This is a genomic window from Bacillus sp. GW821-FHT01G09 (assembly GCF_059422205.1).
Window position 1 is genome coordinate 240,111 of record NZ_JBWKWL010000004.1, and the last position, 13,264, is coordinate 253,374.

Annotated in this window: 17 protein-coding genes; 1 reads left to right on the top strand and 16 read right to left on the bottom strand. The window is 42.2% G+C overall.

Annotated features, from left to right (window positions below; all coding sequences use genetic code 11):
* Positions 1 to 8: 8 nt before the first annotated feature.
* The 16 genes from cheR to AC07VD_RS14830 all read right to left on the bottom strand — a co-directional run bounded on the left by cheR (position 9) and on the right by AC07VD_RS14830 (position 13,013).
* The gene (gene cheR, locus AC07VD_RS14755; protein ID WP_029726766.1) at positions 9 to 779 is read right to left on the bottom strand and encodes a protein-glutamate O-methyltransferase CheR; all 771 of its coding nucleotides are present in this window, start codon (positions 777 to 779) and stop codon (positions 9 to 11) included.
* A 236-nt stretch (positions 780 to 1,015) separates the two neighbouring features.
* Complete coding sequence (gene ndk, locus AC07VD_RS14760; protein ID WP_010886554.1) at positions 1,016 to 1,465, bottom strand: nucleoside-diphosphate kinase; 450 nt, start codon at positions 1,463 to 1,465, stop codon at positions 1,016 to 1,018.
* A gap of 115 nt (positions 1,466 to 1,580) precedes the next feature.
* Positions 1,581 to 2,543, bottom strand: a complete 963-nt coding sequence (hepT, locus tag AC07VD_RS14765) for a heptaprenyl diphosphate synthase component II (protein WP_003246013.1) — start codon at positions 2,541 to 2,543, stop codon at positions 1,581 to 1,583.
* 25 nt (positions 2,544 to 2,568) lie between these two features.
* The gene (gene menG / locus AC07VD_RS14770; protein WP_086344019.1) at positions 2,569 to 3,270 is read right to left on the bottom strand and encodes a demethylmenaquinone methyltransferase; all 702 of its coding nucleotides are present in this window, start codon (positions 3,268 to 3,270) and stop codon (positions 2,569 to 2,571) included.
* A 6-nt stretch (positions 3,271 to 3,276) separates the two neighbouring features.
* A complete protein-coding gene (gene hepS / locus AC07VD_RS14775) occupies positions 3,277 to 4,032 on the bottom strand; it encodes a heptaprenyl diphosphate synthase component 1 (RefSeq protein WP_004398550.1) in 756 nt (251 codons plus the stop codon).
* Positions 4,033 to 4,195: 163 nt separating this feature from the next.
* The gene (gene mtrB, locus AC07VD_RS14780) at positions 4,196 to 4,423 is read right to left on the bottom strand and encodes a trp RNA-binding attenuation protein MtrB (protein ID WP_003230576.1); all 228 of its coding nucleotides are present in this window, start codon (positions 4,421 to 4,423) and stop codon (positions 4,196 to 4,198) included.
* 21 nt (positions 4,424 to 4,444) lie between these two features.
* Positions 4,445 to 5,017: a GTP cyclohydrolase I FolE gene (gene folE / locus AC07VD_RS14785; RefSeq protein ID WP_003225516.1), complete on the bottom strand. Its 573-nt coding sequence runs from the start codon at positions 5,015 to 5,017 to the stop codon at positions 4,445 to 4,447.
* Between the two features lie 187 nt (positions 5,018 to 5,204).
* A complete protein-coding gene (hbs, locus tag AC07VD_RS14790; RefSeq protein ID WP_003153447.1) occupies positions 5,205 to 5,483 on the bottom strand; it encodes a non-specific DNA-binding protein Hbs in 279 nt (92 codons plus the stop codon).
* A gap of 372 nt (positions 5,484 to 5,855) precedes the next feature.
* On the bottom strand, positions 5,856 to 7,334 hold the full coding sequence (spoIVA, locus tag AC07VD_RS14795; protein ID WP_003230572.1) for a stage IV sporulation protein A: 1,479 nt from the start codon (positions 7,332 to 7,334) through the stop codon (positions 5,856 to 5,858).
* Between the two features lie 180 nt (positions 7,335 to 7,514).
* Positions 7,515 to 8,249: a YphF family lipoprotein gene (locus AC07VD_RS14800; protein ID WP_015714176.1), complete on the bottom strand. Its 735-nt coding sequence runs from the start codon at positions 8,247 to 8,249 to the stop codon at positions 7,515 to 7,517.
* A 21-nt stretch (positions 8,250 to 8,270) separates the two neighbouring features.
* Positions 8,271 to 8,474, bottom strand: coding sequence for a DUF2768 domain-containing protein (locus AC07VD_RS14805; protein WP_024572571.1), 204 nt, complete (start codon positions 8,472 to 8,474; stop codon positions 8,271 to 8,273).
* 339 nt (positions 8,475 to 8,813) lie between these two features.
* Positions 8,814 to 9,851, bottom strand: a complete 1,038-nt coding sequence (locus AC07VD_RS14810) for an NAD(P)H-dependent glycerol-3-phosphate dehydrogenase (protein ID WP_144483039.1) — start codon at positions 9,849 to 9,851, stop codon at positions 8,814 to 8,816.
* 17 nt (positions 9,852 to 9,868) lie between these two features.
* Positions 9,869 to 11,179: a ribosome biogenesis GTPase Der gene (gene der / locus AC07VD_RS14815; RefSeq protein WP_003230565.1), complete on the bottom strand. Its 1,311-nt coding sequence runs from the start codon at positions 11,177 to 11,179 to the stop codon at positions 9,869 to 9,871.
* A gap of 153 nt (positions 11,180 to 11,332) precedes the next feature.
* On the bottom strand, positions 11,333 to 11,527 hold the full coding sequence (locus AC07VD_RS14820) for a capping complex subunit for YIEGIA (protein WP_003230563.1): 195 nt from the start codon (positions 11,525 to 11,527) through the stop codon (positions 11,333 to 11,335).
* Complete coding sequence (locus AC07VD_RS14825) at positions 11,524 to 12,417, bottom strand: YIEGIA family protein (protein ID WP_003230562.1); 894 nt, start codon at positions 12,415 to 12,417, stop codon at positions 11,524 to 11,526. The genes AC07VD_RS14820 and AC07VD_RS14825 overlap by 4 nt, the downstream gene beginning before the upstream one ends.
* Positions 12,414 to 13,013, bottom strand: a complete 600-nt coding sequence (locus AC07VD_RS14830; protein WP_032726048.1) for a YphA family membrane protein — start codon at positions 13,011 to 13,013, stop codon at positions 12,414 to 12,416. The genes AC07VD_RS14825 and AC07VD_RS14830 overlap by 4 nt, the downstream gene beginning before the upstream one ends.
* 77 nt (positions 13,014 to 13,090) lie before the next feature.
* Here AC07VD_RS14830 and AC07VD_RS14835 point away from each other — a divergent pair, with 77 nt between their 5' ends.
* A complete protein-coding gene (locus AC07VD_RS14835; RefSeq protein WP_003225499.1) occupies positions 13,091 to 13,222 on the top strand; it encodes a YpzI family protein in 132 nt (43 codons plus the stop codon).
* The last annotated feature ends 42 nt before the right edge of the window (positions 13,223 to 13,264 follow it).

Consider the following 13,264-nt stretch of genomic DNA (forward strand, 5'->3'; position numbering starts at 1 on the left):
AAGTCAGTCTATCTTTTTTGATAAAAGAATGTATCGGCTGGGACTAGGCCAAATTTCTCGGGGTTGAAGATTTGCTCGGTGCTGCCGACAAAAAGAACTCCATTCTTCTTCAAGCTATGTGCCATTTTTAAATACAGTTCTTCCTTCGCGCTTTCTGTAAAATAAATAAATACATTACGGCACACGATTAAGTCAAAGTCTTGTTCATAACGATCCGCCAGCAAATTGTGCTTTTTGAATGTAATATTCTTTTTGATTTCCGATTTCACTTCATAACTTCTATTTGCGTTTTGCGTAAAATAACGATCTTTCACAGATAGCGGCACTTCCTGTAAAGACCGCTCCTGATAAACGCCTTTTTTAGCTTTTTCCAATGCTTTTTCATCAATATCCGTCGCCAAAATCTGATAGCCCGGAAGACCTTTTTGCTGGTCCAAAAGCATGGCAAGCGTGTATGGCTCCTCCCCCGTTGAGCAGGCGGCACTCCAAATCTTTAAAGGCCTAGAAGTCTTGATTAACGGCAGAATTGCAGTCTCAAGAACTTCCCACCTTTTATAATTACGATAAAATTCTGAAACATTGATCGTCATTCTGTCCAATGTTTCATTTAAGAGAGCTTGATCCTTTTCCAATGCCGCCGCAAAGTCCTTAAAGCTTTGGAACCCCTTTTTCTCATAAAGTGACGTTAGCCTTCTCTTCATTTGTGCTTCTTTATATAGTGTCAAATCGACTCCGGTTAATTGTTTCCATTTCGTTGTAAATACGCTGTATGTATCCATCTCTACTCTCCCAGTCTCGCTGTCTTTTTGTCCTAGTATAGCTTGTTTTATCAGGAAATTGTATTGTTTCAATAAAAAAATCAGCTTTTCAGCTGATTTTAGATCGTTGGGAAAGGCAGAGGTCTGATGCACACTGCCATTCAACCCTTTATTCACTTTAATGTAAACCTTTACAAAACAGATCAAAAACCGGCGGCGTTATATGATGCCGGCTCTGTTACTTATTTTCACAATGATTAATAGATCCAGCCTGCCATAAGCTGCTGATATGATACTAATTCTTCATTCTTAAAGAAAATGTTAATCTCGCGTTCTGCACTTTCGAGAGAATCAGAGCCGTGGATGATGTTTTTTCCGACAAACATACCATAATCCCCACGAATCGTACCAGGTAAAGCTTCTTTAGGGTTTGTTTTCCCGATCAGCTGTCTCGTCACTTCAATGACATTTTCGCCTTCCCACACCATTGCGAATACAGGTCCTGAAGTAATAAACTCAACGAGCTCTCCGAAGAAAGGCTTTCCTTGATGTTCGGCGTAGTGTTTCTCAGCCATTTGTTCAGTCACTCTCATTAACTTGGCGCCAGCTAATTGTAAGCCCTTACGTTCGAATCTAGATAAAATGTCCCCAATGAGCTGACGTTGGACACCGTCTGGTTTCACCATGATAAAAGTCTTTTCCATCATATTCTCCACCCCATCATTATGTATGTATAGGCTTTCACACTGCACACCGAAATCGTAACATCTTTCTGATAATTAATCAATCCGGGGCGGAGAAATTTCTTAATATCTACAAAAATTAAAATTTTCTTTTACCGATATATTTTGCGATGGCTGCAAGAGACGAGCGTGCGCGCCCTCGTGGAAGCGTGTTTAATTTCTGAAAAGCTTTCTGCAGATACATTTCGCTTACTGCCATAGATGCTTCAATTGCATCTGTTTTTTTGATTTCTTCAATGATTGGTTCAAGCTGCTCCTGCGTTGTCTCACTGTTAATCAATTTAAGCTGGTTTTTTAATGCAGGATTTTTCAGGGCATACAGCACTGGCAATGTGACGTTTCCTTGAAGCAAATCTCCTCCAACGGGCTTACCCAGCTCTTCTTCAGTTGAAGTAAAATCAAGAATATCATCAATAATCTGATAAGACATGCCGACGTAATACCCAAACCAGTACAATGCCTTATGAATCTTCTCATCAGCTCCAGACGCAATGGCACCAAGCTGGCAGCTGACCGCGATCAAGAGAGCCGTTTTTCTTTTGATACGCCGGAGATACGTTCTGAGATTTTGTTCCATGTTGTATTTGTCTTTGATCTGCTCAATTTCCCCTAGACAAACTTCAACGATCGTCTGTGACAAAATCCTATGGGCTTTCGGTTCGTTAATTCTCGTCATCATTTCAAGAGATCCCGCAAGCATATAATCGCCTGTGTACATCGCAATACGATTGTCCCACTTTGCTTTGATTGTCGGTTTTCCTCGGCGAAGCTCCGCATCATCAATGACATCATCATGAACCAAAGATGCCATGTGAATCATTTCCAGAGTGACGGCGACATATTTAATCTTATTAATATCGTAATCGCCAAACATGCCGGAAAGCAGCACGAAAACAGGACGAATACGTTTCCCTCCGGCCTGCAGCAGGTGAAGACCTGCCTCGCTTAAAAGCGGGTAATCGGAACGTACGGTTTGTTCAAGTTCTCTTTCGATTACATCAATATCGTCATTTAAAAAAGAGTAGGCCATTTTAAATTTCATATCATTCACCCAAACATCTGTGTTTTCATTTCCATCCGATATGCGTGGCAGCGACTCCGCCAGTAAACGAATGATATTTAACATTTTTCAGGCCCGCCTCTTCAAACAGGCCTGCCAGTTCCTTCATTCCAGGGAAATCTCTGGCTGATTCTTGAAGCCAAGAATATTCTTTATAGCTCTTCGCAAACAGTTTCCCGAAAAACGGCATAATATACTTAAAGTACATAAAGTAAGCCTGTCTAAATCCGAACATTTCCGGCTGGGACGTTTCCAGACATACCACCTGCCCGCCCGGCTTCACTACACGTCTCATCTCTTTCAGTACAGTCAAGTAATCAGGGACATTGCGGAGTCCGAAGCCAATGGTGACATAATCAAATGTATCATCATCAAAAGGAAGCTCCATCGCATTTCCGTGCAGCAGTTCAATTTGGCTGAATCCGCCGTCTTTTACTTTCTGCTCGCCGACACTCAGCATATTTTCACTGAAATCCAAGCCCTTGATCGCGCCGCTTTTGCCGGCCGCTTTTGCAAGAGCGATCGTCCAGTCAGCCGTTCCGCAGCAGACATCAAGTGCTTTTGCGCCTTCTTTTACATTCATGATGCGCATCGTTTTGTCGCGCCATTTTTTATGCTGCTGAAAACTGATGACAGAGTTCATTTGGTCATAGTTTTTATATATTTTTTCAAATACTCCGTGTACGCGCTGTTCTTTTGAGTCCTGCATAATGGTTTACCCTTCTTCCACTTTCTGATGATAGGTTTGATCTTGGCTGATTGTCTTCAGACGGTTTATTAAAATGTTCTGAATAGGTGAATTTAGAGGCAGAAGTGACTCAATGCTGTTTTTCGCTTTTTTAAAACAATCTTCTAATATCTCTTCTTTTGTTTTTCCCAGCTGTATAAAACTGCCGATCACATCCAGAAATGCATCATTTCCGTTCATAAGCCGCTTAAATACAAAAAAATCACTCGACAGCTTTTTCCAGCGCGGGAGGTTGAAGTGTTCCGCCACACGATGGAATAAAGCTGATTCAACGATGCCGACACTTTCGAAAAAATCGTTTTCGTCCTTGAAAGAACGGTCATATAGACGAATTTTATGTTCGTTGATTTCTTTAATGGCTGTAGCAAGCGTCCGAATCATGTAGATATCCTTCATTTCAGATAGTAAAGAGTAGTACAGCCCGCTGAAATAATCGCCCGCGAGAACAGTCAATTGGCGGTTTTTGTTTTCGTCTCGTTTTATGACTCTAGCTGTCGTCACTTCATCATGGGTATCAAGGGCGCTTTGTACAAGCATCGCTGTTACAATATAATTTTCTCTGTCGTTGTTTTTTATGTCAGCTTCTTCAAATAAAGCATGAAAAAGAAGAAGCTTATCCTCATCAATTTTCGGCGCAGAAATATGCTTCGCTAAATAAGGATGAGACAGCTTTTGTTTTAATTTCGTGTTCAGATTGGCTAAAGTTCCGTAGATGTCTTGCAAAAATATCACCCTTGTCCCCAAATTCACATTTATTTCTTAATCTATGTATGAGTTTTATCTTTTCATTCGCTTACGCAGGTATCATTATAGCATAAAAAAAAGAAATTGGCTGTATCCTCCCGCTGTTTGCGAGCATTTGCTTTTAACAGCGGGGACAGCCAGCTTATTTTTTTTCGCTTTTCATTTCTCCGTACGCGGTTTGAATCAGTGCCTCTCCTCTGACTTTAATGGCAGAAGTATGCTCTGTAAACTGAGCGATGATCACTTCTCCCTTGTCGAGTTTTTCGGAATGGTGAAACTTTGTGTCTGTTCCTCTTGTCAGGCCGATCACATTCACTCCGTCCTCAACGGCTTTAATGACGACAAAATCACTTGAATGCTTTTGGTTCATTTATAGCACCCTCTATCTTTATTAGTCCTGGCGTTTAATATGTTCCAATACTTCTGCACGGGCAGCGGCATCATCTTTAAAAACGCCTCTGACTGCTGAAGTCACAGTTTTCGCACCCGGTTTTCTTACACCGCGCATCGTCATGCACATATGTTCCGCTTCAACCACTACCATTACGCCATGCGGATCAAGCGTTTCTACGATGCTTTCTGCAATTGTAGAAGTGATGCGTTCCTGAAGCTGCGGGCGCTTTGCAACGGCTTCAACGGCACGTGCCAGTTTGCTGAGTCCTGTGACCTTTCCGCCTCGCGGGATATATGCAACATGTGCTTTTCCATAAAAGGGAACAAGGTGATGCTCACACATAGAATGAAACGCGATATCTTTTACAAGAACAAGCTCCTCATGGTTTTCACCGAAGATAGTCTGGAAATGTTCTTTTGGATCTTCATTCAAGCCGGAGAATACTTCGGCATACATCTTTGCGACTCTTTTCGGAGTATCAAGAAGCCCTTCTCTATTCGGGTCTTCTCCGATCGCTTCTAAAATTTGACGAACAGCTTGTTCGATTTGCTCTTTATTAACTTCTTTCATGTTCTATGTCCTCCACCAATGAATACATTTAATTTCGATTCTAGCACATATGCCCCGCTAAAAGCAAAGTGAATGCCCTGTCAGGAAGCCCATGCTCTTGAAATATGAAAAGCCCCTTAGAAAGGGGCTTTTCTGTGAAGAAATAAAGTGTATGTAAGCTAGATGCATACACGATCTATATTCACAATTATTTTCCGGCAACAGCGTCTTTAAGCGCTTTACCTGGTTTGAAAGCAGGTACTTTGCTTGCTGGAATTTCGATTTCTTCACCTGTTTGAGGGTTGCGTCCTTTACGTGCAGAACGTTCACGCACCTCGAAGTTACCAAAACCGATCAGTTGGATTTTATCACCGTTTTTAAGTGCATCTAAGATCGTATCAAAAACAGAGTCAACTGCTTTTGTAGCGTCTTTTTTAGACAATTCGCTTGCTTCTGCAACCGCATTGATAAGTTCTGTTTTGTTCATGCCTTTCACCTCCTCCCAAAAGGATACATTCAGTTCGTTTATTATCATTTCTTCACAGTTCAGTCTGATTCTAAACCTGTCTCAGAAAAAAATGAGAGCAAGTAAGAGAAAGACAATTAAACGGCTTTTAAGAAAAACTGCACTCTGAGGAATGTTTGTCCAACAAAGTGAAGAATTTCTGTATGTAGAGTAACACATATAAAAAGCCATATCAAGCATTTTAAAGCGTCAATCCCTTGCTCGTCAAGGATTTAAGGTGATTTACCGAACAAATATTCCTTTTTTTCCTTTTTTCATCCTATTCCTTGATCCTTTTCCATTATTAAGAGCAAAGAAAAAAGACCTCCCATTCTATAAAGAGGTCTACCGGTATTACAGGATGATGGCGATTAAGCCGCCAGAGCCTTCGTTTATGATTCTTTCTAATGTTTCTTTTAATTTATACCGTGCGTTTTCAGGCATTAATGACAGCTTTGCCTGAATCCCTTCTCTCACAATTGAGCTCAGCGACCTTCCGAAGATATCGGAGTTCCAGATGGAGAGCGGATCATCCTCAAAGTCCTGCATTAAATAGCGTACAAGCTCTTCACTTTGTTTTTCCGTTCCGATAATCGGGGCGAATTCGCTTTCGACATCGACTTTGATCATATGGATCGACGGAGCGACAGCTTTCAGCCTCACACCGAATCGCGAGCCCTGCCTTATAATTTCCGGCTCATCGAGACTCATATCAGCTAAAGCAGGCGCTGCAATGCCGTATCCCGTCTGTTTGACCATTTTTAAGGCATCAGACACTTGATCATATTCTGTTTTCGCATGGGCGAAGTCTTGCATGAGCTCAAGCAGATGGTCTCTTCCTCTGATTTCGACGCCCACAACTTCTTTTAGGATTTGATCATATAGATGATCCGGCGCGTACAAATCAATTTCTGCCACCCCTTGGCCCAGCTCAATTCCGGCTAATCCGGCACTTTCAATGAATTCAAACTCGCTGAATTGGCCGACAACCCTGTCTACGTCCCGGAGCCGTTTAATATCCTTAACCGTTTCCTTCACGGACTCCTGATAGCTTTCACGCAGCCAATGGTTTTCTTTCAGCACCATTACCCAGCTTGGGAGATTGACATTCACTTCTAGCACCGGAAACTCGTAGAGGGCCTCTCTGAGCACACTCAGCACATCTGATTCCCGCATGCTCTCTACACTCATTGCCAATACGGGGATATCATATTTTTCGCTTAAATCCTGGCGCATGGCTTCCGTTTCCGGGTGATACGGCCTGACTGAGTTGATGACCATAATAAAAGGTTTGCCAACCTCTTTCAGCTCTTCAATGACTCTTTCTTCAGCCTCTATATAGTCACTTCTGGCGATATCTCCAATGGTGCCGTCTGTCGTAATGACAACTCCGATGGTCGAGTGTTCTTGAATGACTTTTCGAGTGCCGATTTCAGCAGCCTCATGAAATGGGATCGGTTCTTCGTACCAAGGCGTATTGATCATCCGCGGCCCGTTTTCATCTTCATATCCTTTAGCCCCGGGCACTGTGTAACCTACACAATCTACTAATCTTATATTCACATCGAGTCCGTCTGACACATGAACAGACATCGCCTGATTCGGAACAAATTTAGGCTCTGTAGTCATAATGGTTTTGCCGGCTGCGCTCTGCGGCAGTTCATCCTGCGCTCGGGCCCGGTCTGCTTCGTTACTGATATTCGGGAGCACCACAAGCTCCATAAATTTTTTAATGAACGTGGATTTTCCTGTACGGACAGCACCTACGACTCCTAAGTATATATCGCCTCCTGTTCGTTCAGCGATATCCTTGAAAATATCGACCTTTTCCAAGTGATCCCCTCCCGGACTTCCTATCCTTTTCAATTTTATTAAGCTCTTTCAATCAAACACAGGACACTATATGTGTATGACGTTGTCCTATTTGAATATGACATCTTTAGAAAATTTCTCATCCTCAATCTATTAATATAAAAAAACCTTTCTCCCTATTTGTATGCAAGGGAGAAAGGTTCATTCCTTTTTCATATCATTTTCTAAAAAAACAGGTTCCTGTTTGTCATTTACCGTATATTTTACAGAAAACGCGGGGACAAAGGGGGTTTCCTGCCAAATCATATCCTGGATTTCAGTCCCGGGTTTAAACGTTTTCTTGCTTTTTTTGAGGCAAGAAGCCAGCTCAGTCCGGTAATCAGCATATATTTCTCCGTCTCCGTCAATCATAAGCGGCAAGGAATTCCCTGAGATTGGGCTTGTCACTGTAAGAGAGCTTCCATCCCCAAGCTTCTTCTCATCGAGTGTAAATAAATCACGAGATAGCACATCTTTGTAAGGCGGATATTGATGCTCCTGACGATACATTTGGATGCGTAATTTCACATCGCGAATTTTTTCTGCCATCTTTAGATCAATTAATTTAACAGTCGGATCGTTCTCTACGTCAACAAGCACGTATTGATAGTCTCCCCCGCTTTCAAATGCCGTACTTGGAGGTTCAGCTATGTATCTTGGCGCTAACCGGTTAAAGTCTATCGGATATTTTTGATATAGCGGTGTCGACATATCTTTGGTTTGAATGGGAAGCAGCCCTCCATTTGCCTTTTGAAATTCATCAACAGCAGATTGAACCTGCTTTAGCTGGTCTTGATAAGGAATGGCATGCACACTGCTTTTCCGTTCATTTGGATATAAACATCCGGATAAAAACACGACTGCCGCAAAAATGATTGCGCACTTCAGTTTACCCATACAGCACTTCCTTTTACAGCTTTATTCATTGACAGGGCCGCTAAAAACCACGACAAACACAATAATTCCAGATATGAGCATACACATGTATGCGAATGATGAAATCGCAATCTTCAAAAAACGGTTTCGGCATTTAAAGCGGCTTAAATAGATGGAAGCTACAGCCAGAAACATCAGACCCATGGACCCTAGAGCAAACCACATTTTCATCAATGCCAGATTCAATGACGTGCGCCTCCCCGATATGTATGATGTAAGCGTTATATTATATTTTAATATACAGCGCCGGAAAAGATCAACCAGATTTTCCATCCTTTGATAGAACAAAAAAAAACTGAAGCAAAGAGGGGGACCTTCGCTTCAGTCAACTTGACTATATTCACCTGCACGTTTAAGAAACACTCTCTTGGACTTCGATGCTATAGTATGCGACTTGACATACAGATGCATCCTCTATTGCCTAAATCGGCAAAATGTTTCAGGAGATCCCAAGACTTGGGTGTTCTTCTGTTTTTCGGGCTTTCGTTCAATTAAGATATGCGATCCATCATTTGATTGACACTTTTACTTCACTTGATTTTCAAACGTATTTACCAAATCCTCCATCTCGTGGGTTTTCCCTCTCGCCATTAAAGATTCAACAGCGGTTTCCACTTTTTGTCCGTTGAACAGGACCTGATGGAGAGCTTCTGTAATCGGCATTTTAACATCATATTTCTTCGAAAGCTGATAAGCCGCTTTCGTCGTGCGAACGCCTTCGACTACCATTCCCATCTCTTCAAGAACATCTTCAAGCTTGTACCCTTTTCCGAGCAAATTGCCCGCACGCCAGTTTCTGGAATGAACACTTGTGCACGTCACAATCAGATCGCCTACTCCTGTCAATCCAGAGAACGTCAAGGGATTTCCGCCCATTTTCGTTCCGAGTCTCGCGATTTCGGCAAGTCCGCGTGTAATCAAAGCAGCTTTGGCATTGTCGCCGTACCCTAAACCATCTGTAATTCCTGCAGCAAGGGCAATAATATTTTTTAAAGCCCCTCCGATTTCAACTCCGATAATGTCAGGATTTGTGTACACCCGAAAATTGTGATTAATAAATAGATCCTGCACCTCTTCTGCTGCCCTCATGCTCTTTGAAGATGCAGTAACAGTTGTGGGGTGCCGCAGCCCTACTTCTTCCGCATGACTCGGGCCGGAAAGGACAACGATATCTTTTCTGACATCACTCGGGAGCTCAATTTCCATAATTTCAGAAATGCGCAGAAGTGAATCTGGCTCGATACCCTTGCTGACATGAACAAAGACTGCCTTTTTCGTTATAAAAGGAACAGCCTGTCTCAGCACTTCCCGAATTGCTTTTGTTGGAACAGCAACGATAATGAAATCCGCGTCTGAAACAGCTTCTTTCATATCCGTTGTTGCCTCTATAGATTCTGGAAGCTTGACGTTCGGCAAATAATCTTTATTTTCATGCTGATCATTGATTTGATGGATCAGATCTGCACGGTGCCCCCACATGGTTACATCGTGATGATTATCAGCTAACACTAAAGCCAGTGCTGTTCCCCAGCTCCCCGCTCCGAGCATTGTGACTTTTTTCATATTTGCTTCACACCTTTTTATTTTCTAGCTCTTGCAAATATTTTGATTGGTGTCCCCTCAAAACCGAACGCGTCTCTGATTCGGTTTTCTAAAAACCGTTCGTATGAAAAATGCATCAATTCCGGATCGTTTACAAACACAACGAAGCTTGGCGGCTTTACCGACACTTGAGTCGCATAGTAAATTTTCAAACGAGAACCGTTATGAGTCGGTGTCGGATTCATTGCCACAGCGTCCATGATGACATCATTTAAGACGTTTGTCTGAACTCGAAGTGAATGATTTTCACTAGCTTTGATAATCGCAGGCATCAGAGTATGGATCCGTTTTTTCGTTAAGGCAGACATAAATAGGATTGGCGCATAATCCAGAAATTGAAAATGATCGCGAATATTTTCTTCAAATTCTTTCATCGTGCTCTCATCTTTGTCAACAGCATCCCATTTGTTTACGACGATGACGACGGCCTTGCCCGCTTCGTGTGCATAGCCGGCGATGCGCTTATCCTGTTCAATAATGCCTTCTTCGCCATCCAGCACAACCGCCACGACTTCTGAGCGGTCAATCGCTTTCAGCGCCCGCAGTACACTATACTTCTCAGTCGTTTCATAGACTTTTCCTTTTTTTCGCATACCTGCAGTATCGACAATGACAAACTCCTGCTGGTTGTAAGTAAATGACGTATCAACAGCATCTCTTGTCGTTCCAGCCACGTTGCTGACAATAACGCGTTCTTCGCCGAGCATCGCATTCACAAGTGAGGACTTTCCGACATTTGGACGTCCGATCAGACAGAATTGAATAACTTCTTCATTGTATTTCGTTTCAGGAATGTTTTTAAAATGCTCTGCAACGGCATCCAGTAAATCACCCAGTCCGAGTCCGTGTGTTCCCGAAATTGGATATGGCTCGCCAAAGCCTAGCGAATAAAAATCATAAATATTCGCTCTCATTTCTGTGTTATCCAGTTTATTAACTGCTAAAACAACAGGCTTTTTTGTGCGGTACAAAATTTTCGCCACTTCTTCATCAGCAGCTGTCACACCTTCACGGCCGTTCACCATAAAAATAATCACGTCCGCTTCATCCATGGCGATTTCAGCCTGCTGGCGAATCTGCGCTAAGAACGGCTCATCACCGATATCAATACCGCCCGTATCAATCAAATTAAAATCATAATTCAGCCATTCAGCCGAGCTGTATATCCGATCCCTTGTCACGCCAGGGGTATCTTCTACTATTGAAATTCTTTCTCCCGCAATCCGGTTAAAGATTGTGGATTTTCCTACATTTGGTCTCCCGACAATGGCTACGACAGGTTTACCCATAGTACCCTTCCTTTCAATCCAGCCGCTTTCATTTTTACATAAATTTTCAACCGGTTATTAAAATCATTTCATTCACTTTTATGAAAAGAAACCCTTCAGAGGAAGGGCTTAACTCATTTATTATATCAGTTTTTACTGGGATCACAACTATTCTTAAAAATGTTTCACGATCAAATACACGTCATCTCCGATTCTGTGAGCTATTCCATCAAGGATCGCCTCAAGATTTTTAGCGAAAAGCTCCATCTCCTTTTGGTCATTGCAAAAAAAGACAGGTGCTCCCCCTGCAACCCGGTTTCGATTTGTCGTGATTACAGACAAAATCACTTTCGTAAGAGATTCACTCATCCTATCACCTTATCCTGATTCTTGATAAATTCAGTCGGCATTCTAATCGCATTTTCCAAGGTTGGAACATTGCTAATAATTTGAACAGCCGTTTCGGGATGGTGAATTTGCGGGAGAACAAATACTGCCACTCTCCCATCATTTAAATCCCGTTTTGCAATTGGTGTCAAAGATGGCTCTCCTGAATCCCGGTAAACCCCGAGCACATTGGAAACATCAAATAAAATGGCCTGACGCTGCCCTAAATTTGCTATCGTCGCTGCTGAATTAAAGTTTTTTGGCGTTAAGATAAAGCCCATGCCATGCTTTAAAATCAGTTCCTGTTTCTCTGGAAGCCCGATATTCATCATATAAATATTATCAACAAACAGTCCCGGACCGTCAAAGCGCGGCTTTATGTACTCGATATCTACAATATCCTTCAACACACTGCCCGACATAAACTTCATGGCCAGTAAAAAACAAACGACAGCCGCTATAACTGCAGCCCAGATGGATAAAAACACATACGCAGAGGTTGTCAAAAGCGCTGTAAAGATCACAATATAATTTCTGCTTTCAAATGCAATGGCAATCCCCTCAATATATGTGCTTCCTCTTGAGACAAGCTCATACGAATCCATTTGCGTCAATGTGTTCCGCTCCATATTTCGGACATCTCTAAATTGCGTCGCTGCCAATGTTAAAAATGTGATGGCCGTAAATTCCTCCTGCAAAAGCGCCGGCATAATAATTGCACCTAAACCAGCCGCTATCAACCCCAGTGCGATGTGAATCACTTTCCCATGAACATAGGTGGGATACTGGCGGTAATCTGTTTTCAGCATATAAAGCCTTGTCGCAATTCCGGCAATGACCCCAGCAATAATCGGATAGATGTAATCACTCATGACATTTTGGTAGCTCCTTTGTTTGATCTTTTGCTTTTCTGACCAATCTGGCTTGCGAGGTGTTCGTATTTAGATATGCCAAACAGCAATATCATCCCCGCAGAACACGCATTCAGCCATTGAAAGCCGCCGACAGCCATAGCCCCGGCCAACTTCTGGATCACAAATGAATACACCAGTTCGCCTTGGCACATCCCTAGGACAAATAAGACAAGCTGCTTCTCAAAATTCCTTTCAACAGAAGCTGTTAAAAGCACTATTAATATAACAGCAGCCCACTCAGGTTTTATGATGAACCAAACCGGGTCATATAATGCAAAAAGATAAACAAACGCATACGCGGCAACAAGCGTCAAATAGACCATAATGTAACGAAAACGATACATTCCCAAATACCCGGCATAGACACATCCGCAAACGAAAAACATCATATATGCAGCATTCAGGGAAAAATATAAAGCGATGTCATGTATGCTTAGAATAATATTAGTTAAAATAAAGACAGAGACGGCAATTCGTCTTTTCGTCTTTTCAAAAATAAATGTTGTCAAAACCCACAGAAACCACATTGACCAATAGTAATAAAATTGTTCCATTTTACTTCCTCCATATTCCCAGTATGGAGTTCAAGCACATTTTTTAAACAATCGATCTCACATTAAGGAGTATGATCATGGGAAAAGACAGACAAGAGAAAAAACTCAAAGCTTCAGGCAGAGTTGAATCAGACCGCGACCAATCCATTCACTATGACGGAGCGACAAGCCTTGAACAAAACGGAAGATTCAAAAAACGAAAATCATAATACAAAAAGCCCAAACCATATATGGTTTTGGGCTTTTATCAT

Excerpts from the sequence above, each read along its gene's own strand:
- cheR (WP_029726766.1), bottom strand. The coding sequence starts at position 779 with ATGGATACATACAGCGTATTTACAACGAAATGGAAACAATTAACCGGA.
- ndk (WP_010886554.1), bottom strand. The coding sequence starts at position 1,465 with ATGATGGAAAAGACTTTTATCATGGTGAAACCAGACGGTGTCCAACGT.
- hepT (WP_003246013.1), bottom strand. The coding sequence starts at position 2,543 with ATGAAATTTAAAATGGCCTACTCTTTTTTAAATGACGATATTGATGTA.
- menG (WP_086344019.1), bottom strand. The coding sequence starts at position 3,270 with ATGCAGGACTCAAAAGAACAGCGCGTACACGGAGTATTTGAAAAAATA.
- mtrB (WP_003230576.1), bottom strand. The coding sequence starts at position 4,423 with ATGAACCAAAAGCATTCAAGTGATTTTGTCGTCATTAAAGCCGTTGAG.
- folE (WP_003225516.1), bottom strand. The coding sequence starts at position 5,017 with ATGAAAGAAGTTAATAAAGAGCAAATCGAACAAGCTGTTCGTCAAATT.
- hbs (WP_003153447.1), bottom strand. The coding sequence starts at position 5,483 with ATGAACAAAACAGAACTTATCAATGCGGTTGCAGAAGCAAGCGAATTG.
- AC07VD_RS14800 (WP_015714176.1), bottom strand. The coding sequence starts at position 8,249 with ATGGGTAAACTGAAGTGCGCAATCATTTTTGCGGCAGTCGTGTTTTTA.
- AC07VD_RS14810 (WP_144483039.1), bottom strand. The coding sequence starts at position 9,851 with ATGAAAAAAGTCACAATGCTCGGAGCGGGGAGCTGGGGAACAGCACTG.
- der (WP_003230565.1), bottom strand. The coding sequence starts at position 11,179 with ATGGGTAAACCTGTCGTAGCCATTGTCGGGAGACCAAATGTAGGAAAA.
- AC07VD_RS14820 (WP_003230563.1), bottom strand. The coding sequence starts at position 11,527 with ATGAGTGAATCTCTTACGAAAGTGATTTTGTCTGTAATCACGACAAAT.
- AC07VD_RS14825 (WP_003230562.1), bottom strand. The coding sequence starts at position 12,417 with ATGAGTGATTACATCTATCCGATTATTGCTGGGGTCATTGCCGGAATT.
- AC07VD_RS14830 (WP_032726048.1), bottom strand. The coding sequence starts at position 13,013 with ATGGAACAATTTTATTACTATTGGTCAATGTGGTTTCTGTGGGTTTTG.
- AC07VD_RS14835 (WP_003225499.1), top strand. The coding sequence starts at position 13,091 with ATGGGAAAAGACAGACAAGAGAAAAAACTCAAAGCTTCAGGCAGAGTT.